Raw genomic sequence first — 21,360 nt, 5'->3', positions numbered from 1 at the left:
ATCGTTGAGGGGCAATCGAATGTTTCTTGCACTTTCCATCGCCATTTCGGGTGCATCGCCGCTGTCCGCTATCGCGGTCGATCACAAGCTCGTCGTGCAGGCGGAGCCGCGGCTCGAACGCAACAAGCGTCTGGCCCGCGAGTTCTACGAGAACCTATGGTTCAGCGACAATACCGATGCGTATCGCGACTATATGGCCGACGAATATGTCGTCCATGACGTCGGCGAACGAAAGGGCGTGACCGAAGCCGCGATCGAGCAAAAGAATGTCGCGGACCTGTTTCATGGCTTCGGCGATCTGACCGGCGAGATCGACTATCAGATTGCAGAGGGCGACAGGGTCGCGACGCGCTGGTGGGTGAGTCTGGACACTATATCCGAAATGGGAAGAGCGGCCGGTATCGAGCCGGTCGATCGGGTCGCGATCATCAATGTCTTCCGGTTCGATGAAGACGGCAAGATCGTCGAGGTGTGGAACCACCGACACGACGTCGAACTGCCGCAGCCACGCGGGACGCGGTACGAACGCGAAGAGTAGCTACCGCGCGCCCTCGGCATCCAGCGCGTAGCCCGCAGCGCGCACGGTGCGGATGAGGTCGGGGCCGCCATGTTCGTTCAAGGCGATTCGCAGGCGGCGAATGTGCACGTCGACGGTCCGCAGTTCGATATCCTCGCTGTGGGGCCAGACGGTTTCGAGGAGTTGCTGGCGCGAAAAGACTCGGCCCGGGTTCTCGAGGAAATGGCGCAGCAGCCGATATTCGGTGGGGCCGACCTGGATCGACTTGCCGTCGCGTTTCACCCGGTGGGCGGTGAGATCCATCTCGATACCCGCATATTCGAGCTGCTCGGCGGCCAGCGCCGGGCGCACGCGGCGCAGGACCGCGCCTGCGCGCGCGACCAGTTCCTTGGGGCTGAACGGCTTCGTGATATAATCGTCGGCGCCGGTTTCCAGACCGCGGATCCGGTCGTCTTCCTCGCCCCGCGCGGTCAGCATGATGATGGGGAGGTTCGCGGTATTCTGGCGACGGCGCAGGCGGCGACAAACCTCGATGCCCGAGATACCCTCGATCATCCAGTCGAGGATGACGAGGTCGGGGGTAATCTCTTCGGAGAGGATCAACGCTTCCTCGCCATCGCCGGTGCGGGTCACGTCATAGCCCGCGCGTTCGAAATGATAGGTGACGAGATCGGCGAGAGCGCGATCGTCCTCGACCAGCAGCAACTTCTTGTCCGACATGCTCGTCCCCGTTCCTTCGCCTAGATGTTGTCGTCCGCCTGCAGCACGTCCGCGATCCGGCCGCCGGTCGCGGCATAATAGACCATCTCGGCGATGTTGGTGGCGTGGTCGCCGACCCGTTCGATATGCTTGGCCACGAACAGCAATTGCGTCGCCGGGCCGATCGTGTGGCTGTCTTCCATCATGTGCGTGAGCAAGGTGCGGAAGATCGAATTGTAGAAATCGTCGACCGCCTGGTCGCGGCGGGTGACCCGCACCGCCGTCTCGGCGTCGCGTTCAAGGAAGGCGTTGAGCACGTCGTGCACCATTTCGGTCGCGATGCGCGCCATTTCGGGCATCAGCGACAGAGGCGCGATCGGCGAGGATTCCTCGACCATCGGAACGCGCTTGGCGATGTTCTTGGCATAGTCGCCGATCCGCTCGACGACGCTGGCGATCTTCAGCGCAGCGACCACGTCGCGCAGATCGCCGGCCATCGGCGCACGAAGCGCGATGGTCTCGATCGCCCGCTTTTCGGTTTCCCGCTCCAGCTCGTCGATCTTGATGTCGTCCTCGACGACCTTGCGCGCGCCTTCGAGATCGCGTTGCGTCAGACAGCGCATGCTCTCGCGGATCTGATGTTCGGCGAGGCCGCCCATCTGGCTGATGAGCGCGCGGAGTTGATCGAGGTCTTCGTCGAAGGCCTTGAGTGTGTGGGCCGAGATGTAGCTCTCGTCTTGCTGGGGATCGTTGTCAGCCATAGCGACCAGTAATGTAATCCTGCGTGCGCTGCTGCGCGGGGTTGGTGAAGATCTGACCGGTCTCGCCATATTCGACGAGCTCGCCCAGATGGAAGAAGGCGGTGCGCTGCGACACGCGGGCCGCCTGCTGCATATTGTGGGTAACGATCGCGATCGCATATTTGCCGCGCAGTTCGTGGATCAGTTCCTCGATCTTGGCGGTGGCGATGGGGTCGAGCGCCGAGCAGGGCTCGTCCATCAGGATGACTTCGGGATCGACCGCGATGGCGCGCGCGATGCACAACCGCTGCTGCTGCCCGCCCGACAAGGCGGTGCCGCTGTCCTCGAGCCGGTCCTTGACCTCGTCCCACAGGCCAGCGCGGCGCAACGATCGTTCGACGATATCGTCGAGCTCCGCCTTGTTCGTGGTGAGGCCGTGGATCTTGGGACCGTAGGCGATGTTGTCGTAGATCGACTTGGGGAACGGATTGGGCTTCTGGAAGACCATGCCGACGCGGGCGCGCAGTTGCACCACGTCCATCGCGGCGGAGTTGATGTCCTCTCCGTCCAGCTCGATCTCCCCCTGCACCCGCGCCACGTCGATCGTGTCGTTCATGCGGTTGAAGCAGCGCAGGAAGGTCGATTTGCCGCAACCCGACGGGCCGATGAAGGCAGTGACCTTGTCCTCGAAGATGTTGATCGACACGCCCTTGATGGCTTCCTTGGCGCCGTAGAAGACGTGGACGTTCTCGGCGCTCATCTTGGGCATCTGGTTGCCGTCGACGTTGGCCGAGCGGGTGTCGCCCTCCGCGTCGATGCGCGGATTGTCGTCGAGCGCGGCCGACACCGGGTCGGGCGCTTCGGACATGTCGTGATCGGTCATGGGAGGCATCCTACCAGCGGCGTTCGAATTTGTTGCGAAGATAAATGGCCAGCGCGTTCATCGCCAGCATGAAGAGAAGCAGCACGATGATCGCCGCGCTCGTCTTCTCGACGAAACCGCGATCGACCTCGTCCGACCACAGGAAGATCTGCATCGGCAGCACGGTCGCCTTGTCGGTGAACCCGTCGGGCGGCGAGGCGATGAAGGCGCGCATGCCGATGAGCAGCAACGGGGCGGTTTCGCCCAGCGCGCGGGCCATGCCGATGATCGTCCCCGTCAGGATGCCGGGCAGCGCGAGCGGCAGGACGTGGTGGAACACGACCTGCATCTTGGACGCGCCGACGCCGAGCGCCGCATCGCGGATCGAAGGCGGGACCGCCTTGATGGCGTTGCGTCCGGCGATGACGATAACGGGCATGGTCATCAGCGCCAGCGTCAGCCCGCCGACGATCGGTGCGGAACGGGGCATGTCCATCACGTTGAGAAAGACCGCCAGTCCGAGGAGACCGAAGATGATCGAGGGTACCGCCGCGAGATTGTTGATCGAGACCTCGACCATGTCCGTCCAGCGATTTCGCGACGCGAATTCCTCGAGATAGACGGCCGACAGAACGCCGATCGGAAAGGCCAGCGCCATCGTCACGATGATGGTGAAGAAACTGCCCTTCAGAGCGCCCCAGATGCCGACCGCGGAGGGATCGGTGCTGTCGCTCGCGGTGAGGAAGGTCCAAGAGAAGCTGCGTTCGAACCCTGCGTTTCGTTCGACGATCTGCTGCAAGGCCTCGGCCTCGGCACGGCCGTCGCCCTTGACCGCCAGATCGAGATCGGAGGCCACGGGCAGCGTGAAGGTCCCGCCCTCGCTCAGAATGGTGGGATCGTCGAGGAGGCGCTGGGTCAGTTCGATGGTCGCGGCCTGTCCGAATACATTCGCTCCCTCTTCGCCATATTGCGCCACCGCGGCCTCGCGGACGACGCGATCGAGGTTCGCGCCGGCGATGGCATTGCGCGCGTTGCGCCCCTCCAGCGACTGCGCATCCAGCATCACGCCGGCTTCGTCGAAGTCGATCGTCACGGGGGCTTCGGTCCTGAAGAAGCCCGAGGCGCCGTTGGCGACCATCGTCACCAGCAGGAAGGCGAGAAAGGCCACGGACAGGCCGACGGCGGCCAGTCCGAACAAACGGAAGCGCCGCTCGGCCGCATAGCGCGCCCGGACGCGCTTCTGCATCGAATCGCTCTTCCACTTTCCAGCGGGCGAGATCGGGGCGGCGTTATTCATAAGCCTCTCGATATTTCCGCACGACCCGGAGGGCGTAGAGGTTGAGGATGAGCGTGATGAAGAACAGGACGAAGCCCAACGCGAACGCGGCGAGAGTCTTGGCGCTGTCGAATTCCTGATCGCCGGTCAGCAGCGCCACGATCTGTGCAGTGACGGTGGTGACGCTGGCGAAGGGATTGGCGGTGAGGTTCGCGGCCAGGCCCGCGGCCATGACGACGATCATCGTCTCCCCGATCGCGCGACTGACGGCCAGCAGGATGCCGCCAACGATGCCGGGCAGGGCAGCGGGGATGACCACGCGTTTGACGGTTTCGGACCGCGTCGCGCCCAGCGCGAGGCTGCCGTCGTTCATAGCCTGCGGGACCGCGGCAATGCTGTCGTCGGCCATCGAGGAAACGAACGGGATGATCATGATGCCCATGACCAGACCCGCCGCCAGCGCGCTCTCGGCGGTGGAGGGAATGCCGAGCGACACACCGAGGTCGCGGATCGCGGGGGCCACGGTGATGGCGGCGAAATAGCCGTAGACCACGGTCGGCACGCCGGCGAGGATTTCGAGAATGGGCTTCAGCCAAGCGCGCACGCGGGCGTGGGCGTAGTTGGTCAGGAAGATGGCGCTCATCAGTCCCAGCGGGATCGCGACCAGCATGGCGATGATCGCGCCGATGAAGACCGTGCCCCAGAAGAGGGGGATCGAACCGAAGGCGCCCGAGCTTCCCGCCTGATCGGCGCGGATCGCGGTCTGCGGCGACCATTGGGTGCCGAACAGGAATTCGGTGGGACTGACGAGATTGAAGAAGCGGATCGTCTCGAACAGCAGCGAGAGAACGATGCCGAGCGTCGTGAAGATGGCGATCATCGAGGCGACGACGAGCAGCACCATCGTCCAGCGTTCCACGCCGGTGCGCGCGCGGAAGTTCACTCCGATCCGGCGCATGGCGAGGAAAAGGCCGACCGCCATCGCAAAGAGCGACACGGCGATCCCGATCAGGCTGTAGCGCTGGACTGCGGCGGCATACACGGGCGCGAGTTCAGCAGATTCCTCGTAAAGGCCGGTGGTTCGGTAGCCCTCCGCGATGGCGCGGGCTTCGTTGACGATCGCCTGCCGCGCCAAGTCGAAGTCGGGCAGCGCCTGGCCCTGCGGGCTGGCGAGCAGGGCTTGGCTGACGAGCCCGTCCTGAACGATGCTCCAGACGAAGAGAAGGAGCAGCGCGGGGATCGCCCCCCAGAGGAAGACGTAGGCGCCATGATAGGTCGGCAGGCTGTGCAGCCGCTGGCCGCCGCGGCGCAGGTTGCGCGCGCGGGACCAGGCGAACCACGCCGCTGCCAGACAGAGCAGGACGATGGCGATCGCGGCGATCGACAGGTTCATCGGATGGGCCAGATTGCTCGCAAAACTCGGCTCGGCCCTAGTCGAGCGCGCCCGGGGTGACCGGCGTCAGGCTGTCCGCCGCCGCATCCGCTTCGGCGCGGCCTGCCTCGTTGAGCGGGACGAGCCCGGCACGAGCGAGGCGGCCTTCGGGCTGCCAGGCGTTCTTGTAGGCGGTGATGAACTCGCGCAGCGCCGGCTTGGCGGTAACGTGCTGGCCCTTCACGTAGATGTAGAGAAGGCGCGCACCGACATATTCGAGGCTGGAGATATTGTCCGCATCGGGCATGACGCCGTTGAGCGTGATGGCCGAGACGCGGTCCTGATTTTCCTCGAGGAAGCTGAAGCCGAGGATGCCGACGGCACCCGCTTCCTGGCTGACCTTCTGCACCAGCAGATTGTCGTTTTCGCCCGCTTCGACATAGACGCCGTCTTCGCGGATCTTGGTGCAGACCTGCGTGTGACGGTCTTCGTCCTCTTCCTTCAGCGCCTGCATCTCGGGGTTCGAATCGCAGCCGTCGGCGAGGATGAGTTCGGCGAAGCTATCGCGCGTGCCGCTCGTCGGAGGCGGACCGTAAACGAGGATCGGGCGGTCGGGCAGCGAGGGGTCGATGTCGGACCAGTTCTCGGCCGTCTGTTCGCCGCCATAGGGGTTGGCCGCCAGCGCCTCGTAGACCTGAGCCGTGGTGAGCGAGAAGGCTTCCTCGTCGGCGCCCTGGATGAGCGTCAGACCGTCGATACCGATCGCCAGTTCGACGACGTTGTCGACACCCGCTTCGAGGCACTGTTCATATTCGCTCTGCTTCATCCGGCGCGAGGCATTGACGACATCGGGAAAGTCGCTGCCGAGGCCCTCGCAGAAGAGCTTCATGCCCGAACCCGTACCCGTCGATTCGACGATCACGCTGGTGCCCGGATTGGCGCGTTCGAACTGTTCGGCCACCGCGGTCGTGAACGGATAGACCGTCGAGGAACCGACGATTTCGATATTGCCCGCGGCCGGGTCGCCCCCGCCGCCACCGCAACCCGTGAGAAGCGCGGCGAAGCCCGCCGCCATCAGCATCTTTTTCATCGTCTCGTCCTTAGTTTGCAGGCGCCCCCAATCCCGGCGCCGTTCGCGGCGTGCCGTAGCGAGCCTTCCCGAAGAGCCTTGTGACGACGGGGTGACAGTATGATGACTCGCTCCCCGATGATCGGAAAAGCTTTCAGCGCGCGATCGGGATGTCGACCGTGACGCTGGTACCGGTCCCCACCGCAGAGGCGATGTTGAGCGTGCCGCGATGCCGTTCGGCGATATGCTTGACGATCGCCAGGCCAAGGCCCGTACCGCCGCCTTCGCGACTGCGTGCGGCATCAACTCGATAGAATCGCTCGGTCAGCCGGGGGAGATGTTCCGGCGCGATGCCCGGTCCCCGGTCCGCAACCCGGAGGCGCAGGCGGTCGCGGCCCGAACGGGTCAGCGCGACGACGACCGAATCGCATCCCTCGCTGCAGCCGTAGCGGATGGCGTTGCCGATCAGATTGTCGACGACCTGCATCAACTGCGCTTCGTCGCCGCGAATGGGGGGAAGATCCTCCTCGATCTGGGTGTCGATGCGGCAGTCGCGGCTGGCGGCGAGCGTCTGGCTTTCCGCGACCGCGTCGCGCACAAGCGCTCCCAGGTCGATCTTCTGGCGCGGGACGATGAAGCGATCGGCCTCGATCCGCGACAGGCCCATCAGATCCTCGACGATCCTCAGCATCCGTCGTGCCTCGCTCTCGATCGTGGTGGCGAAGCGGCGTCTGACGCTATCGTCGATTGCGCCTTCCTCCGAAAGCGTCTCCGCGTAGCCGAGGATACCGGCCAGGGGCGTGCGCAGTTCATGGCTCGCATTGGCGACGAAATCGACCCGCATCCGGTCTGCGGCCCGCTCGGCGGCGCGGTCGATCATGCGGACCATCACGAAATCCTCGTCGATGGCGGTGACGTGGACGCGCCACGGCTGGTCCGCGCGCCCGATCCCCTCGACGTCGAGCGTGACGTCGACGCCGCCGCGAATGGCGTCGAGCACCTGGGGATGGCGGATGGCCAGCCGAATGTCTGCGTTGGCGAGCCGCAGCCCCAGCTTGTCGCGCGCGGCGTGATTGATGGCGACCAGCCGCCCGGACTGAACGAGGACGGTAGGGTCCGCGAGCGCATCGAGAAGCGCGGCCGAGAGCGGGTTCAGCATGCGCGCCTTTTACGGCGCGACCCCGTGATGGACCAGTCACAATGCGCCGACGGGCGCAATCAGGCCGGCGCGGTTCCGGCGGGCGACGGCTCGGGAGGGCGGCGGCGGATCGTGGCGATCAGCAGGATAATGAGAATGGGATAGACCCAGAATTGCGCGGCGACCGCATAGGCGGACGGAAGAAGGTCGAAATTCATCGCCTTCACCGCATGGGCGAAACTCGTGGTCAGCTGAATGCCCGCCACCCACAAAGGCCAGAAGCGTCGCGACCGGAGCGCAAGACCGACATAGATGACCAGAACGACGAGATCGATCGCCATAACTCCCCATTCGATCTGGTCGTAGCGGACGTCCTTAGGCGGGATGACGAACAGGGTGAAAAGGCTGGCCGCGATCGACGTCACGGCTACGACGCGTTCCTCCACGCCGCCGCGCCACAGCGCATACGCGCAGACGATGGCGAGAAAGGCGAAGTAGACGGTGGCCGGAAGCATCGATCGCTTTCGTGGATGAAGGCGGGCGGGGCCGATGGGATCACCCGCCCGCCTGCAGGATATTAGGCGACGATGCGCAGCGTATCCATCCCCTTGGGATCGGGCGTTTCGGCGACGTCGCCATAGCCTAGTTCGCGCGCGCCCGGCACCATCTGGCTTGCGCCCTTCAGATAGGCATGGGCTTCGGCGATCTGGCCGCGACCGGCGACGATGTTCGAGAGGGCGCCCGCAACCTCGGCGAGTGCCTGCTGTCCGATGTGCGGACCGACGCGGGCTGTCGATCGGGCCTGCAACATGGTCGACTGGAGCAGCGCCAGTTCTTCCAGCGTCGCGTCGATCGATTCCTCAAGGGTGCGCAACTGGGCGGCAACGTCGCGGGCAGCGGACTGGATGGCTTGTTTACGCATGGATGAAACTCCCTTCATGCGCGGGGCCATCGCAGCGACGGAAAGGTGGGTCAGCCGCCCAGAAAACGCGAGAGGCTTTCGAGGCCGGCCATGTACATGCCTGCGCTGAACGATGCCCCGATCGCGATCAGGACGATCCAGCCCAGTCGGGCCGCGACCCCCATTTCGTTGTGCGGACGATCCCGCGTGGCAAACGGCAGTGGCAGGGAGAACCGGCGTTCCTCGACATCTCGCTCGGATATGGACGCCTCGGCGCCGGAACTCCCTGCGCGACCGGCGTGCCGAATCTCATGGCCGATCGCCTCGTCGGTTTCGGCGGGAATCAGGGATTCGGCCATGTGCGGCGATTGATGTATCAGCCGTTGATAAGGGTCTTCGCCGGGCGCCGCCTCCGCTTCGGCGAGGAGGCGGGCAGCCTGCTGGCGGCGCGACACGCCGAGGATCGACAGCGACTGGCGTACCCGCTGGTCCACGGTGTGCGGCGAAATGTCGAGAATCGACGCGATTTCCTTGGAGTTGTGATGAGCCGCGACCAGACGCAGCACTTCCTTCTGACCGTCGCTCAACCGCTCGACCGCGCGGTGCGACTCAGAAGGGGTGCCCGTGGAGGCCATGAGGGGGTCCTGTATCATTCTGGTCACGATCCGGCTCGACCGAACGTCTTGTAAGAGACTCGGGTCTAGTCGCTATTGCCGGAAAATACCAATCCACGCGATTCACGACCGCGTCGTGCCGGGAAAGGCGACCCCGCACATCCGTCACGCATCGACGATGAAATCGGTTGGCGGAGAGTTCGGTAGCCAGAAGGGAATGGTGGACAGGGCTGGATTCGAACCAGCGTACGCTTGCGCGGGCAGATTTACAGTCTGCTGCCTTTAACCACTCGGCCACCTGTCCACACAGATGCAAAGGCAGGCGCGCCAAATGGCCGCTGATGCGCGCACTGTCAACATGGTGGCGAGCGATCCTCGTCACGCTCGTGTTCGAGCTTTCTGAAAATGCCGGACACGATGGCTTCGGCGGCGAATCCGATGGCCGTGCCGATGACGACGTCGCTCAGGAAATGGGCCTTGCGCGGGACTTGGACGAGCGCCGCGGTTCCGGCGAGGGTATGGGCGGGAATGCTGGCACCCGGATAGTCGCGCGCGACCGCTCTCGCCACGGCGAAGGCGCCTGCGCTGTGACCCGAAGGAAGCGATCGCTTCTCGCCGTCCTCGCTCGTGCCCTCCTCGACCTGATGCTCGCCCTCTCGCTCGACCTTGTCGGGACGCGGACGGTCGAAATTGTTCTTGATGAGCGTCTTCATGCCCGTCGCCAACGCGTGCGAGGCGAGCATCCGTGCTCCGGTTCTGGCGAGGCGCCGGTCCTTCGCCGCGAGCCCGATGCCGCAGGCCACCAACGAGGCGGTGATCAGCGGCGGTTGGTCCGCCAACTCGCTCGCCGTGCCGATCGCCTCGATGGCGGGGTGATCGCCGTACGGCTCGGTCACCTTGACGATGTCGAGATCGAGCCGTTCGAGCCACCCGGCATCGCGCTTGGCTTCGTCGAGTTTCTGGGAGCGCTCTGTCATGGGGGGCTAACGCCGCACGGATGCGAACGTGCCTCGGGTCGGACGACGGGAAGGAAAAAGGTGGAGCGGGTAACGGGAATCGAACCCGTATATCTAGCTTGGAAGGCTAGTGTTCTACCGTTGAACTATACCCGCCCAGGAGCGAACCGCAGCCTCTAGCCAATCGGAGGCGTCAGGGTCAATCGGGAACGGTTGGCGATGGCGGTGCTTTCAGACATGCGAAAGGAAATCCGCCATGCCCGCCCGTGCCAGCTGGAAAGGCCAGATTCGTCTCGCGCTCGTCTCGATCCCCGTCGAACTGTATCCCGCCACCAAGTCGGGGGCGAGCGTCAGCTTCCATCAGGTTCACGAACCTTCGGGACAGCGCGTACGCTACGAAAAGGTCGTGCCGGGCATCGGGCCCGTCGACCGCGACGAAATCGTCAAGGGATACGAGATCGACAAGGGCGAATATGTCCTCCTCGAACCCGAGGAGATCGAGGCGGTGAAGCTGGAGAGCAAGCGGACGCTCGAGCTGATCCAGTTCGTCGAGAGGGGCGAGATCGACGCGATTTATTTCGAAAAGCCCTATTTCGTGGTGCCCGAGGACGAGCTGGCCGAGGATGCCTTCGTCGTGCTGCGCGAGGCATTGAAGAAGTCGAAGAAGGTCGGGATCGGGCAGTTGGCGATGCGCGGCCGCGAATATGTGGTGAGCGTCAAGCCGTGCGGGCGCGGACTGGTGCTGGAAACGCTCCGCTACGAGGACGAATTGCGCAAGGCGGAAGGCTTCTTCCGCGAGATCGGCGACGACAAGCCCGACGACGATCTGCTCGAGCTTGCCACCAGCCTGATCGACAAGAAGACCGCGCCGTTCGATGCCAGCCAGTTCGAGAACCGCTATGTCGAGGCGTTGCGCGATCTCATCGATGCGAAGGTGAAATCGAAGGGCAAGCGGCAGATCGGCGACGCGACACTCGATGAGCCGCCTTCGACGGGGGACAATGTCGTCGACCTTATGGCGGCGCTCAAGAAATCGCTCGAGGCCGACAAGAAGAATTCGAAGAAGAAGGCCGCACCCAAGAAAAAGGCCTCGTGAGCTTTCGCAAGCCGCAGCTGGCGACGCTGGCCGACGCCGTTCCGACACGCGGCGAGTGGCTCTACGAATATAAGTATGACGGATATCGGCTGTTGCTCGACACGGGAGCGGGCAAGGCGTGGACACGCAACGGCAAGGACTGGAGCGACCGGTTCGCCATGCTGCTCGAGGCCGCCGAGAACCAATACCCTAAGGACTGCCTGATCGACGGCGAGGCGGTCGTTCTGGGGAAGGACGGGAAGCCCGATTTCGGCGCGCTGCAGCGGGCGGTGAAGGACGAGGGGGCGAAGGGGGTGAGCTTCTTCGCCTTCGACCTGATCGTGGACGCGGGCGAGGATGTGACCGCGCTTCCCAATCGCGAGCGGAAAGACCGGCTCGCCAAACTCATGTCGAAGGCAAAGGCGCCGCTCTTCTACGCCGATCATGTCGAGGGCGCGGGCGAGGCGATGCTCGATCGCGTCTGCGGCGAGGGGGGCGAAGGGATCATCGCCAAGCAGAGCGGGGCGCCCTATCGCCACAAGCGCAGCCGCGCCTGGCTCAAGATCAAGTGCGTGAACCGGCAGGAATTCGTCATCGTCGGCTGGGTGGAAAGCGACAAGAGGGCACGGCCGTTCCGCTCGCTCCTGCTGGCAGTGAACGAGGGCGGAGAGCTTCGCTACGCGGGCAAGGTGGGAACGGGTTTCACCCACGACATGATGGTCGAGCTGAAGGCCAAACTCGAACGGATCGAGCGCAAGACACCGCCCGCCGACGTGCCGAAGTCCGATGCGAAAGGGGCGCACTGGGTCACGCCCAAGCTGGTCGCGGAAATCGCCTTTGCCGAGTTCACGTCGTCGGGCACGCTGCGGCATCCCAGCTATCTCGGACTACGCGCCGACAAGCCCGCCGCGACGGTGAAGCGCGAGGTCGCGTTGCCGACCGCCGAGACGGTCGGCGTCAAGATCAGCAGCGCCGACCGCTGCATCTTTCCCGAAGCGGGTGTGACCAAGGGCCAGCTTGCGGACTATTACGCCGCGATCGCGCCGCTGCTGCTCGATCAGGTCGGCAAGCGCCCGGTCACCCTCGTCCGCTGTCCGCAGGGGCGCGCCAAGCAATGCTTCTTCCAGAAACACGGTCCCGAAGCTCTGGGCGATGCGGTCCACGGCATCGCGATCGAGGATACGAAGGGAAAGGCCGAGGACTATCTGTGGGTCGAAGATGCGAAGGGGCTGGTCCAGTGCGCCCAGATGGGCACGATCGAATTTCACGGCTGGGGGAGTTCGAACGAAGCGCTCGAGATGCCCGACCGGCTGGTATTCGATCTCGATCCCGACGAGGGGCTGGACTTCGCTACCGTTCGCGACGCCGCCACTCACGTGCGGGACGTGTTGAAGAAAATGGGATTGGACAGTTGGCCGCTGCTGACGGGCGGCAAAGGCGTGCATGTGGTCGCGCCGCTGGACCGGAGCGCAGACTGGGAGGCGGTCAAGAGTTTCGCCGAACGCTTCGCCCGCGCGCTGGCACAGGACAGTCCCGATCGCTTCACCGCCAACATCCGGAAGAACAAGCGGGGCGGAAAGATCTTCCTCGACTGGCTGCGCAATCAACGCGGCGCGACCGCGGTGATGCCCTATAGCGCCCGCGCGCGGGCAGGGGCGCCGGTGGCGGCGCCGGTGACGTGGGACGAACTGGCGAAGAGCGCGAGCGGCGATCGTTGGAGTGTCGCTGATCTGGAGGAACTCTTGCGGCGGGGAGACCGGATGAAGGAGTGGGGCCGGGCCGACCAGCCGTTGCCGGACCTGTAGGCGCGCTTCGTCAGTCGAGCACCACGATGAGCGCCACGACCGACGCGACGATCATCGCCGTCGCCAACAGGAACAGCACCCATGCGCCGCCCGACGTGTTCGCAGTCGTGCCCTTCGCCAGTCCTTTTTCGGTGAGGAAGAAGCGGTCTTCGCCCACCGTGCCGACAAGATCCCGGTTCACGAGGCCCGCGAAGATCTTGTCGTCACCTTTCTTGGGAGGATCGTAGCGGATTGCCTTGTCGGCGCTGACCGCGCCTTTTTCCTTCAGTTCGGCCAGCATCGCATTCTGCCGCGCGGCGATCGCCGCCGCGACAGCGCCGCCTGTCACCGCCGCTCCGACCGCCGCATTCATTCTGCGAACCGGTCGGTGGCGCGGATCAGGCCGTCTAGGATCCCGGGCTCGGCGTAATTGTGTCCGCCGTCGTCGACGATCTGCAGGTCGACCTCGGGCCATGCCTGCTTCAGTCGCCAGGCCGAGCGCGGCGGGGTGCAACTGTCGTGCCGGCCCTGGACGATGACGCCCGGAATGTCGCGGATGCGATCGACGTTCGCGATCAGCTGACCGTCGTCGAGGAAGCAGCCGTGGCGCATGTAATGGGTTTCGATGCGGGCCATGGCCAGCGCCTGATGCGCGTCCTGCATATGGCTCATCACCTTTTCGTCGGGCAGCACGGTGACGGTCACCGCTTCCCAGCGCGACCAGTGCTTCGCGGCTTCCAGCTTCCTGTCTTCGTCGTCACCGGTCAGGATGCGGTTGAAGGCGTTGATCGGATCGTCGCGCTCCCCTTCGGGAAGGACCGAGAGGAACCGCTCATATTCTTCCGGATAGATTTCGCTGGCGCCATATTCGAACAGCCATTTGTATTCGTAGTCTTCGGACAGGAAGATGCCGCGCAGGATCAGTTCGCTGACGCGGTCGGGATGCGCCTCGGCATAGGCGAGGCTTAGGGTCGAGCCCCAGCTTCCCCCGAACACCTGCCATTTGTCGGCGCCATGATGGTCGCGCAGCTTCTCGATATCCTCGATCAGCTTCTGCGTCGTATTGTCTTCGAGGCTGTATTGTGGGGTCGAGCGCCCGCAGCCGCGCTGTTCGAACAGAACGACATCGTACTTGTCCGGATTCCACTGACCGCGATGGGCCTCTCCGAAACCGCCGCCCGGACCGCCATGCAGGAAGACCGCCGGCTTCGCTCCCTTCGTGCCGACGCGCTCGTAATAGAGCGAGTGGCCGTCCGACACGTCGAACATGCCGCTCTCGTAGGGTTCGGGCGTGTCGTAAAGCGTTCGGCGGTCGGTCATCTTCTCTCCTAGAAACTCTGTTCGTCATACACTGGCGCGACCGATCCGTTCCATCGACCGTGATAGGCTTCCAGCATCTGGTCGGCGGGCGAGGCCTTGCGAGCGAGGATCTCGCGCAGCGGATCGAGGAAGCCGGTTTCATTGTCGCCCGACTGGCCGAGCCTACCCCGCGCCGACAGGCCGCCCGCCGCGATGTCGACCACCTGTTCGCCCAGTTCCTGGATCGTGCCGCCCCCCGGAACCCGGGTGCGCAGACCGTGCTTCGCCACGTCGTTGCGGAAGGCTTCCCGTTCTTCGAGCGTCCAGTCCTTCACCCGGTCCCACGCCGCGTCGAGCGCGCCTTGGTCGTAGAGCAGCCCGACCCATAGAGCAGGAAGCGCGCAGATGCGGTTCCACGGTCCACCGTCGGCACCGCGCATCTCGAGGAAGCTCTTGAGGCGCACCTCGGGGAAGATTGTCGACAGATGGTCGGTCCAGTCCGCCCGCGTCGGCAGCTCGCCTTCCAGCCCCGGTAGCTCGCCGTTCAGGAAATCGCGGAAACTCTGGCCCGCGACATCGTGATAGACGCCGTCGCGGAAGACGAAATACATCGGCACGTCGAGCGCATAGTCGCACCAGCGTTCGTAGCCGAACCCCTCTTCGAACACGAAAGGCAGCATGCCGGTGCGGTCGGCATCGGTGTCGGTCCAGATGTGACTGCGGAAGGAAAGGAAGCCATTGGGCTTGCCCTCCGTGAAGGGGGAATTGGCGAACAGCGCGGTCGCCACCGGCTGCAGCGCAAGGCCGACGCGGAATTTCTTCACCATGTCGGCTTCGGACGCATAGTCGAGGTTCACCTGGATCGTGCAGGTGCGCAGCATCATGTCGAGCCCGAGACTGCCGACCCGCGGCATGTAGTTGCGCATGATTCCGTAGCGCGCCTTGGGCATCCAGCTGAGGTCGCTTCGCGCCTTGTCGGGCCACATGCCTAGCCCGAGGAATCCGACGCCCAGCTTTTCGCCGACCGCCTTGCATTGCTGCAGGTGCCGCCCCGCCTCGTTGCAGGTCTGGTGAAGATGCTCGAGCGGCGCACCCGACAGTTCGAACTGTCCCGAGGGTTCGAGGCTGATGGTGCCGTCCTCGCCCATCAGCGCGATGATCTTCCCATTCTCGATAACGGGCTGCCATCCGAATTCGGTGAGCGCGGTCAGGAGGTCGCGGATGCCGCCTTCCTCCTCCCAACTCGGCGCGCGGTGGTCGTCGGTGCGATAGACGAATTTCTCGTGCTCGGTCCCGATACGCCAGTCGTCCTTGGGCTTCTCCCCGCCCGAAAAGACTGCGATCAGATCGTCGCGGCTCTCGATGGTGGGGCTCTCGGAAAGGTCGGTGCGCGTAGTCATGATGTTCGCCCTAAACCGTGAAATAGGTTTCGACCAGCCACTAGCGGGACCAGTCGCCGGCACCCGCCATATAGGTCGCGACCGCCGCCAGCGCTGCCGTTTCCGCGCGCAGGATGCGGGGGCCGAGCGAGATGGCGACCGCGCCTTCTTCCGCGCGGACCATCGCCCGTTCCTCGTCGGTGAAACCGCCTTCGGGACCGATCAGGATGGTCGCGGGCGGGGGTGCGTAGCTGCCGAGGGCGGACGCCCCGCCCGCTTCGTCGGCGAAGTAGAGAGGATGCCGTTCGCGCTCGATCAGCCATCTGGCGAGGCGCACCGGCGCCCGCAATTCGGCCAGCGCGGTGCGGCCGCATTGTTCGGCGGCCTCGATGACATTCCTCTCGATCCGCTCGGCCCCGATGCGCGCCGCGTTGGTCCGCTGCGTCAGCACCGGTTGCAACACGTCGACGCCCAGTTCCACCGCCTTTTCGACGAGCATGTCGATCGCGGCTTTCTTGATGGGAGCGAAAGCGAGGGTGAGGCCGGTGGGCGTTTCCTGTGGCTTCGTCTGCTCCGACAGGCGCACGGTGGCGCGCTTCTTCGCGACCTCGACGAGTTCGCCCTGCCATTCGCCCTGGCGCCCGTTGAACAGGAGAAGCGCGTCGCCGACGCCTCGCCGCATCACGGTCACGACATAATGGGCCTGCGCCTTGTCGAGCGCGACCTCCGCGTTCGCGTCCATCGGCGCATCGACATAGAGGCGCGGCAGACTTGCAGGCGGCCAGGCGGGGGTGGCGGGCATGGACCTTCGACTAGCGCGCGATGGAACGGGCGGGAAGCCCGTGACTTTAGTCACAGGTGAGCGAGGAACTGCAACCTATCGTAGCGGTCGGCCAGAACGTCTGGCGGATCGAGCGGGCGCATGACGCGCGCGTCGTCATCGACGCGGCCGACTATTATCGGCTGATCGCCGAGGCGATGTCCGAGGCGGAACATCGCATCTTCATCGTCGGCTGGGATTTCGACACGCGCATCAGCCTCGTCCCCAACGAGGACGGCCAGTATCATTCCAGCCTCGGTCACTTCTTCCTCGAAATGGCGCGCGAGAAGCCGTCGCGGTCCATCGACATCCTCAAGTGGAATTTCGGCGCGCTCAAGCAATTCCTGTCCGTGCGCGCCGCCTATTGGCTGTTTCGCTGGTGGATCGCGCGGCCGATCAATCTAAAATTCGACAGCTCGCATCCGGCCGGGTGCAGCCACCACCAGAAGATCGTCATCCTCGACGAGACCTTCGCGGCCTGCGGGGGGATCGACATCGCGATGCGACGTTGGGACACCCGCGACCACGAGCCCGACGATCCGACGCGCAAGACCCCGAACGGAAAGCCCTACGACCCGTGGCACGACATCACGATGATCATGCGCGGCCCCGTGGCGGGAGCACTGGCCGATCTGGGGCGCGAGCGCTGGCAGGTCGCCACTCACAACGAGATCGACAAGCTCGGACGCGATGGGGAGGGTTACTGGCCCGAAAAATGCGAACCGATGTTCCGTGACGTCGATATCGCGATCAGCCGCACGCGGGCGTGCTGGCGCGACGTTACCGAGCTGCAGGAAAACGAGGCGCTCTATATCGACATGATCGAGCGATGCGAACGCTTCCTCTATATCGAAAACCAGTATTTCACCTCGTCCAAGATCGCTGCCGCCATCTGCGCGAGGTTGGCCGAGGACGACCCGCCCGAAATCGTCCTGGTGATGCCGCGCACCGGGGACGGCTTCCTCGAATCGAAAGCGATGGACGGCACCCGTCAACGGCTGATGGAGACGATCTCGAAGTCGAAGGACGGAGAGAATTTCCGGATTTACGTGCCCGTGAACGGCGCCGACACCGACATCTACGTCCATGCCAAATTGTCGATCGTCGACGATCGGCTGGTCCGTATCGGTTCGTCCAACCTCAACAATCGCTCGATGGGGCTCGACAGCGAATGCGACGTGACGATCGATTGCGGTTTGCCGCAGAATGCCGACCGGGGTCACGAGGACACGATCCGCGACATCCGCCACGATCTGATGGCCGAGCATCTCGGCGTCGACAAGGATGCGGTGGCGAAGCAGGAGGCCGAGGGCCGCGGACTGATCGCGACGATCGAGGCGTTGCGCGGTGAAGGCAAGACACTCGACCTTCTGGAAAAGCGCGATCTGGGCGATATCGAGGAATTCATCTCCGAACATGAACTGGGCGATCCCGAATCCACCGAGGAGATGTTCGAACCCTTCGCCCGCAAGACTCTCCGCCAGCGATGGCGCCAGCGCCGCAAGTCGATCCGGAAACGCTTTTCGCGCAAGGATTGACGCGGCGCCGCGGCTCGGCGCATCCCGCATCGCATGGACATGGTCCCCGATACCGAACGCAGCGGCCTGATCGCCCGGCTTCCGCCGCGCTGGCGCCCCTACGCGGCGTTGATGCGGCTGGATCGGCCGGTGGGCACGTGGCTGCTCTATTGGCCCTGCGCGATGGGCGTCGCATTGGCGGGGGTCGAGGGACATTGGGAGCTGTTCGGCTGGTTCCTGCTGGGCGCCTTCGCGATGCGGTCGGCGGGCTGCGCCTACAACGACCTCGTCGATCGCGATCTCGATGCCAAGGTCGAGCGCACCCGGCATCGACCCCTCGCCAGCGGCGCGCTGAATGTCCGCCAGGCGTGGGGCCTCATCGCCGCTCTGCTCGCCATCGGACTTCTCGTTCTGCTGCAACTTCCGCTGGCCGCGCAGCTGGTCGCGCTCGCCAGCCTGCTGCTCGTCGCCGCTTACCCCTACATGAAGCGCATCACCTGGTGGCCGCAGGCGTGGTTGGGGCTGGTCTTCTCGTGGGGGGCGCTGGTCGGCTGGACCGCGGTGTGGGGCGACCTCACGCTCCCGGGGCTGTTGCTATGGGGCGGATGCGTGTTCTGGGTCATCGGCTACGACACGATCTATGCGATCCAGGACGTCGAGGACGATGCGCTGGTAGGGGTCCGGTCTTCCGCGCGCGCATTGGGCGAAGATGCGCAGTTCGGGGTCGGGGCCTGCTATTTCGCGGCGATGGCCCTGTGGGCGCTGGCGCTGTGGCAGGTGAAGCCGACGCCGTTCGCGCCGCTGACGCTGCTTCCCGCCGCGCTGCACCTCGGGGCGCAACTGGTGCGGGTGGACCCCGCCGACGGCGCCGGTGCGCTGCGCCAGTTCCGCGCCAACCGGTGGACGGGTCTGCTGGTGGCGCTCGCCTGCCTGACCGTCGGCTTGTCGCGCAGCCTGTGACGCCCTAGCTCGGGTCCATGAGAAGTCCCACCCAAGCCATCGATACCGTCGCGCAGGCGGTCGAAAAAGCTCTTCATGCCGGCGCCGACGTCGCCGACGCCGCGCTGGTCGCTCAGGCATCCTCGCAGGTCGAGGTGCGCAAGGGCGCGCTGGAGGACGTCAGCCGTTCGGAGGGCGAGAAGCTCGGCCTGCGCGTGATGATCGGGCAGCGGATGGCGAGCGTGTCAGGGTCCGACCTCGCGCCCGAGGCGCTGGCCGATCTCGCCGAACGGGCGATCGCGATGGCACGCGCGGCTGGTGAGGACCGGTATGCGGGCCTCGCGCCGAAGGATCGGCTGCTGAAGGGCGAGGGACCGGATCTCGACCTCGACGGGGGCGAGGAGCACCCACCCGAGGATCTGCGCGCCATGGCGCTGGCGGCCGAGGGCGCGGCGCTCGGGGTTGCGGGCGTGACCAACAGTTCGGGCGCCAGCGCCAGCGCGCAGCAGAACGTCTTCGCGCTCGCGACCAGCGACGGGTTCGCCCATGCCTACAGCGGTTCGGGGCTGGGCTGTTCGGTCGCCGTGATCGCGGGCGAGGGCGCGGGGATGGAGCGCGACTATGCCACCCATTCGGCCCGCCGCCGCGCCGAACTCGACGACCCCGAAACGATCGGCCGAAAGGCGGGATCGCGGGCCGTCGCGCGTCTCGACCCGGTCGCGTTCAAGGGCGGGCGCATGGCGGTGCTGTTCGATCCGCGGGTGGCAACGAGCCTTCTTTCGCACCTTTCCGCCGCTCTGTCGGGTAGCGCGGTGGCCCGGCGGTCCAGTTTCCTCCAGTCGCGGATGGGGGAGCGCATCTTCGCGCCCGGCGTGAGGATCACCGACGATCCGTTGCGGGTCGGCGGCAAGCGCAGTCATCCGTTCGATGGCGAAGGCGTCGCGGTTCGCAAGATGGATATCGTCGAGGACGGAATCCTCAAGAGCTGGTTCGCGGCGAGCGACGCGGCACGCCAGCTCGGTATCGAACCGACGGGCCATGCCATTCGTGGACCCGGCGGATCGCCGGGGGCGGGACCGTCCAACTTCTGGATCCATGCCGGATCGCGTAGCCGCGACGAGCTGATCGCCAGCGCGCCGCGATTGATGATCGTCACCGAACTAATCGGGCAGGGCGTGAATACGGTGACCGGCGACTATTCGCGCGGCGCATCGGGCTTCCTCGTGGAGAATGGCGAGATCGTGGGTCCCGTCAGCGGCGCGACCGTCGCCGCCAACCTCGCCGACATGTTCGCGACGCTCGAACCGGGTAGCGATCTCGAATTTCGCAAGGGCGTCGACAGCCCCAGTCTGCTGGTGCCCGAAATGACGGTGGCGGGAAGCTGATCGCCAACGAAAGAAGGCGCCGGGATCGCTCCCGACGCCTCCTTTCCATGATCGAACGAGACGCTAGCGGCGCTTCGACCCTTCGGGGCGATAGTTCTTCGCCCACATCACGAAGGTGATGCGCTTGCCGCCACGAAGATCCTTCACGAAGGCGTTGGGGCGACCTTCGGCATCGTAGCTGAGGATGCCGCCGAACCGGCCGCGCTCGAGCCCGCGCTCCGACGCGTTGGGCGAGGCGACGAGTCCGTCGAGCTTCTTGCCCTTGCCGCCGCCGCCGCCGCCGCCATTACAGCCGCGGCCCTTGCACGGCTGGGGGTCGGGGTCGGTCGTGCCGCCACCGCCACCGGCGCCGTACATCGTGCTGGAATTGAGGACATCCCAGTCGACTTGGCCCGGATCGCTATTGTCGGGCGGGCCCATGACATTGGCGGTATAGTCCATGCAGCTGCCGAGGTTTGTATTGTTGAACGCCTCGTCGAGGTGACCCAGTCCGAAGGTGTGGCCGACTTCGTGGCACATCACGAACTCGCGCTGCGAGGCCGTGTTGTAGAAGGGGTCGTATTCGTAGAAGCTGTCGTTCATCTTGGCGTTGGCGCGCGTGATGCGCGTGCCCGACGGCCAGATCTGCGCGATTCCGACCCAACCGGTGTTCGAGCCATATTCGTCCGAACAGACGAGGATCTCGCCCGCGCGCGGATCGCACGTCGCGCTGTCCTTCGTATTGTCCTCGCCAAGATCGTTCATCACCAGCGGCGACTGCGGATCGCCGTTCCATTCGTCGAACGCATTCTCGCCGTTCGTCAGATACAGCGGGAGCCATTTCGACTTGGTTGCGCTCGAGAATTTGTGGCGCAGGTTGAGGGTCGGCGATTCCCCGACATTGCCCCAGTGATAATCGCCCCACTGGTGACCCGTTCCCGCTACCGCGGCCCCCGCCGCCAGCGTCGCGGCCCCCGCCGCCATCGCCATCAATTTACGCATCTTGTCGTTCCCCTTGTCCCTTCTCCGGGTCGGGGCG

At 65.0% G+C, this 21,360-nt stretch carries 22 protein-coding genes and 2 tRNA genes; 6 read left to right on the top strand and 18 right to left on the bottom strand.

What is annotated here, in order from left to right; all coding sequences use genetic code 11:
* The first annotated feature begins 19 nt into the window (after positions 1 to 19).
* Positions 20 to 538 (top strand): ester cyclase, encoded by a 519-nt coding sequence (locus WJT74_RS08915; protein ID WP_343343864.1) that lies wholly within the window; start codon positions 20 to 22, stop codon positions 536 to 538.
* Here the strand turns inward: WJT74_RS08915 and phoB are convergent, their stop codons facing one another.
* From phoB to WJT74_RS08850, 13 genes are all read right to left on the bottom strand, one after another.
* Positions 539 to 1,237, bottom strand: a complete 699-nt coding sequence (gene phoB / locus WJT74_RS08910) for a phosphate regulon transcriptional regulator PhoB (RefSeq protein WP_343343860.1) — start codon at positions 1,235 to 1,237, stop codon at positions 539 to 541.
* Between the two features lie 20 nt (positions 1,238 to 1,257).
* Positions 1,258 to 1,977, bottom strand: coding sequence for a phosphate signaling complex protein PhoU (gene phoU, locus WJT74_RS08905; RefSeq protein WP_343343857.1), 720 nt, complete (start codon positions 1,975 to 1,977; stop codon positions 1,258 to 1,260).
* Entirely contained in the window at positions 1,970 to 2,725 is a 756-nt protein-coding gene (pstB, locus tag WJT74_RS08900; RefSeq protein ID WP_343348149.1) for a phosphate ABC transporter ATP-binding protein PstB, read from the bottom strand. Before pstB ends, phoU begins: the two co-directional genes overlap by 8 nt.
* A 124-nt stretch (positions 2,726 to 2,849) precedes the next feature.
* Positions 2,850 to 4,115, bottom strand: coding sequence for a phosphate ABC transporter permease PstA (gene pstA / locus WJT74_RS08895; RefSeq protein ID WP_343343854.1), 1,266 nt, complete (start codon positions 4,113 to 4,115; stop codon positions 2,850 to 2,852).
* Complete coding sequence (pstC, locus tag WJT74_RS08890; RefSeq protein WP_432215240.1) at positions 4,108 to 5,475, bottom strand: phosphate ABC transporter permease subunit PstC; 1,368 nt, start codon at positions 5,473 to 5,475, stop codon at positions 4,108 to 4,110. Before pstC ends, pstA begins: the two co-directional genes overlap by 8 nt.
* Positions 5,476 to 5,524: 49 nt before the next feature.
* Entirely contained in the window at positions 5,525 to 6,556 is a 1,032-nt protein-coding gene (locus tag WJT74_RS08885; RefSeq protein WP_343343851.1) for a substrate-binding domain-containing protein, read from the bottom strand.
* A 133-nt stretch (positions 6,557 to 6,689) separates the two neighbouring features.
* Positions 6,690 to 7,694 (bottom strand): sensor histidine kinase, encoded by a 1,005-nt coding sequence (locus WJT74_RS08880; protein ID WP_343343849.1) that lies wholly within the window; start codon positions 7,692 to 7,694, stop codon positions 6,690 to 6,692.
* 59 nt (positions 7,695 to 7,753) lie between these two features.
* Positions 7,754 to 8,188: a hypothetical protein gene (locus WJT74_RS08875; protein WP_343343846.1), complete on the bottom strand. Its 435-nt coding sequence runs from the start codon at positions 8,186 to 8,188 to the stop codon at positions 7,754 to 7,756.
* Positions 8,189 to 8,250: 62 nt separating this feature from the next.
* Positions 8,251 to 8,595: a hypothetical protein gene (locus tag WJT74_RS08870; RefSeq protein ID WP_343343843.1), complete on the bottom strand. Its 345-nt coding sequence runs from the start codon at positions 8,593 to 8,595 to the stop codon at positions 8,251 to 8,253.
* A gap of 50 nt (positions 8,596 to 8,645) precedes the next feature.
* The gene (locus WJT74_RS08865) at positions 8,646 to 9,209 is read right to left on the bottom strand and encodes a helix-turn-helix transcriptional regulator (RefSeq protein WP_343343841.1); all 564 of its coding nucleotides are present in this window, start codon (positions 9,207 to 9,209) and stop codon (positions 8,646 to 8,648) included.
* A 197-nt stretch (positions 9,210 to 9,406) separates the two neighbouring features.
* A tRNA-Tyr gene (locus tag WJT74_RS08860) sits at positions 9,407 to 9,492 on the bottom strand.
* 49 nt (positions 9,493 to 9,541) lie between these two features.
* Complete coding sequence (locus WJT74_RS08855) at positions 9,542 to 10,165, bottom strand: phosphatase PAP2 family protein (RefSeq protein ID WP_343343839.1); 624 nt, start codon at positions 10,163 to 10,165, stop codon at positions 9,542 to 9,544.
* Positions 10,166 to 10,226: 61 nt separating this feature from the next.
* Positions 10,227 to 10,300, bottom strand: a tRNA-Gly gene (locus tag WJT74_RS08850).
* Positions 10,301 to 10,400: 100 nt separating this feature from the next.
* Here WJT74_RS08850 and WJT74_RS08845 point away from each other — a divergent pair.
* Together WJT74_RS08845 and ligD are read left to right on the top strand one after the other, a co-directional pair.
* Positions 10,401 to 11,240, top strand: coding sequence for a Ku protein (locus WJT74_RS08845; protein ID WP_343343837.1), 840 nt, complete (start codon positions 10,401 to 10,403; stop codon positions 11,238 to 11,240).
* The gene (ligD, locus tag WJT74_RS08840; protein ID WP_343343835.1) at positions 11,237 to 13,024 is read left to right on the top strand and encodes a DNA ligase D; all 1,788 of its coding nucleotides are present in this window, start codon (positions 11,237 to 11,239) and stop codon (positions 13,022 to 13,024) included. The genes WJT74_RS08845 and ligD overlap by 4 nt, the downstream gene beginning before the upstream one ends.
* Before the next feature lie 10 nt (positions 13,025 to 13,034).
* On the opposite strand, the gene WJT74_RS08835 is transcribed toward ligD, so the two are convergent.
* Genes WJT74_RS08835 through WJT74_RS08820 form a run of 4 tightly spaced genes read right to left on the bottom strand, consistent with a single transcriptional unit; the run spans position 13,035 to position 16,483 of the window.
* Positions 13,035 to 13,376, bottom strand: a complete 342-nt coding sequence (locus WJT74_RS08835; protein WP_343343833.1) for a hypothetical protein — start codon at positions 13,374 to 13,376, stop codon at positions 13,035 to 13,037.
* Positions 13,373 to 14,323: a prolyl aminopeptidase gene (pip, locus tag WJT74_RS08830; protein ID WP_343343831.1), complete on the bottom strand. Its 951-nt coding sequence runs from the start codon at positions 14,321 to 14,323 to the stop codon at positions 13,373 to 13,375. The genes WJT74_RS08835 and pip overlap by 4 nt, the downstream gene beginning before the upstream one ends.
* An 8-nt stretch (positions 14,324 to 14,331) precedes the next feature.
* Positions 14,332 to 15,702: a glutamate--cysteine ligase gene (locus WJT74_RS08825; RefSeq protein WP_343343829.1), complete on the bottom strand. Its 1,371-nt coding sequence runs from the start codon at positions 15,700 to 15,702 to the stop codon at positions 14,332 to 14,334.
* A gap of 40 nt (positions 15,703 to 15,742) precedes the next feature.
* Positions 15,743 to 16,483, bottom strand: coding sequence for a 16S rRNA (uracil(1498)-N(3))-methyltransferase (locus WJT74_RS08820; protein ID WP_343343827.1), 741 nt, complete (start codon positions 16,481 to 16,483; stop codon positions 15,743 to 15,745).
* 56 nt (positions 16,484 to 16,539) lie between these two features.
* Between WJT74_RS08820 and WJT74_RS08815 the strand changes: the two genes are divergently transcribed.
* From WJT74_RS08815 to WJT74_RS08805, 3 genes are read left to right on the top strand one after another with little or no spacing between them, the layout of a single operon-like run.
* Positions 16,540 to 18,039 carry a phospholipase D-like domain-containing protein gene (locus WJT74_RS08815; RefSeq protein WP_343343825.1) on the top strand — a complete coding sequence of 500 codons (1,500 nt, stop codon included), beginning with the start codon at positions 16,540 to 16,542 and terminating at the stop codon, positions 18,037 to 18,039.
* A gap of 39 nt (positions 18,040 to 18,078) precedes the next feature.
* The gene (ubiA, locus tag WJT74_RS08810; protein ID WP_343343822.1) at positions 18,079 to 18,978 is read left to right on the top strand and encodes a 4-hydroxybenzoate octaprenyltransferase; all 900 of its coding nucleotides are present in this window, start codon (positions 18,079 to 18,081) and stop codon (positions 18,976 to 18,978) included.
* A 17-nt stretch (positions 18,979 to 18,995) separates the two neighbouring features.
* Positions 18,996 to 20,342 (top strand): TldD/PmbA family protein, encoded by a 1,347-nt coding sequence (locus tag WJT74_RS08805; RefSeq protein ID WP_343343819.1) that lies wholly within the window; start codon positions 18,996 to 18,998, stop codon positions 20,340 to 20,342.
* Positions 20,343 to 20,405: 63 nt separating this feature from the next.
* Here the strand turns inward: WJT74_RS08805 and WJT74_RS08800 are convergent, their stop codons facing one another.
* A complete protein-coding gene (locus WJT74_RS08800; protein ID WP_343343817.1) occupies positions 20,406 to 21,323 on the bottom strand; it encodes a hypothetical protein in 918 nt (305 codons plus the stop codon).
* Positions 21,324 to 21,360: the final 37 nt, after the last annotated feature.

It is taken from the genome of Sphingomicrobium sp. XHP0239, from assembly GCF_039555325.1.
Classification (GTDB): Bacteria; Pseudomonadota; Alphaproteobacteria; order Sphingomonadales; family Sphingomonadaceae; genus Sphingomicrobium; species Sphingomicrobium maritimum.
Note: the sequence above shows the minus strand (reverse complement) of the source record. Positions and strands in the feature narration are given on the sequence as shown.

Excerpts from the sequence above, each read along its gene's own strand:
- ubiA (WP_343343822.1), top strand. The coding sequence starts at position 18,079 with ATGGTCCCCGATACCGAACGCAGCGGCCTGATCGCCCGGCTTCCGCCG.
- WJT74_RS08865 (WP_343343841.1), bottom strand. The coding sequence starts at position 9,209 with ATGGCCTCCACGGGCACCCCTTCTGAGTCGCACCGCGCGGTCGAGCGG.
- WJT74_RS08870 (WP_343343843.1), bottom strand. The coding sequence starts at position 8,595 with ATGCGTAAACAAGCCATCCAGTCCGCTGCCCGCGACGTTGCCGCCCAG.
- pstA (WP_343343854.1), bottom strand. The coding sequence starts at position 4,115 with ATGAATAACGCCGCCCCGATCTCGCCCGCTGGAAAGTGGAAGAGCGAT.
- phoB (WP_343343860.1), bottom strand. The coding sequence starts at position 1,237 with ATGTCGGACAAGAAGTTGCTGCTGGTCGAGGACGATCGCGCTCTCGCC.
- WJT74_RS08845 (WP_343343837.1), top strand. The coding sequence starts at position 10,401 with ATGCCCGCCCGTGCCAGCTGGAAAGGCCAGATTCGTCTCGCGCTCGTC.
- pstB (WP_343348149.1), bottom strand. The coding sequence starts at position 2,725 with ATGCCCAAGATGAGCGCCGAGAACGTCCACGTCTTCTACGGCGCCAAG.
- WJT74_RS08875 (WP_343343846.1), bottom strand. The coding sequence starts at position 8,188 with ATGCTTCCGGCCACCGTCTACTTCGCCTTTCTCGCCATCGTCTGCGCG.
- WJT74_RS08800 (WP_343343817.1), bottom strand. The coding sequence starts at position 21,323 with ATGCGTAAATTGATGGCGATGGCGGCGGGGGCCGCGACGCTGGCGGCG.
- WJT74_RS08915 (WP_343343864.1), top strand. The coding sequence starts at position 20 with ATGTTTCTTGCACTTTCCATCGCCATTTCGGGTGCATCGCCGCTGTCC.
- phoU (WP_343343857.1), bottom strand. The coding sequence starts at position 1,977 with ATGGCTGACAACGATCCCCAGCAAGACGAGAGCTACATCTCGGCCCAC.
- WJT74_RS08885 (WP_343343851.1), bottom strand. The coding sequence starts at position 6,556 with ATGAAAAAGATGCTGATGGCGGCGGGCTTCGCCGCGCTTCTCACGGGT.
- WJT74_RS08805 (WP_343343819.1), top strand. The coding sequence starts at position 18,996 with ATGAGAAGTCCCACCCAAGCCATCGATACCGTCGCGCAGGCGGTCGAA.
- WJT74_RS08825 (WP_343343829.1), bottom strand. The coding sequence starts at position 15,702 with ATGACTACGCGCACCGACCTTTCCGAGAGCCCCACCATCGAGAGCCGC.
- WJT74_RS08855 (WP_343343839.1), bottom strand. The coding sequence starts at position 10,165 with ATGACAGAGCGCTCCCAGAAACTCGACGAAGCCAAGCGCGATGCCGGG.
- pip (WP_343343831.1), bottom strand. The coding sequence starts at position 14,323 with ATGACCGACCGCCGAACGCTTTACGACACGCCCGAACCCTACGAGAGC.
- WJT74_RS08880 (WP_343343849.1), bottom strand. The coding sequence starts at position 7,694 with ATGCTGAACCCGCTCTCGGCCGCGCTTCTCGATGCGCTCGCGGACCCT.
- WJT74_RS08820 (WP_343343827.1), bottom strand. The coding sequence starts at position 16,483 with ATGCCCGCCACCCCCGCCTGGCCGCCTGCAAGTCTGCCGCGCCTCTAT.
- WJT74_RS08835 (WP_343343833.1), bottom strand. The coding sequence starts at position 13,376 with ATGAATGCGGCGGTCGGAGCGGCGGTGACAGGCGGCGCTGTCGCGGCG.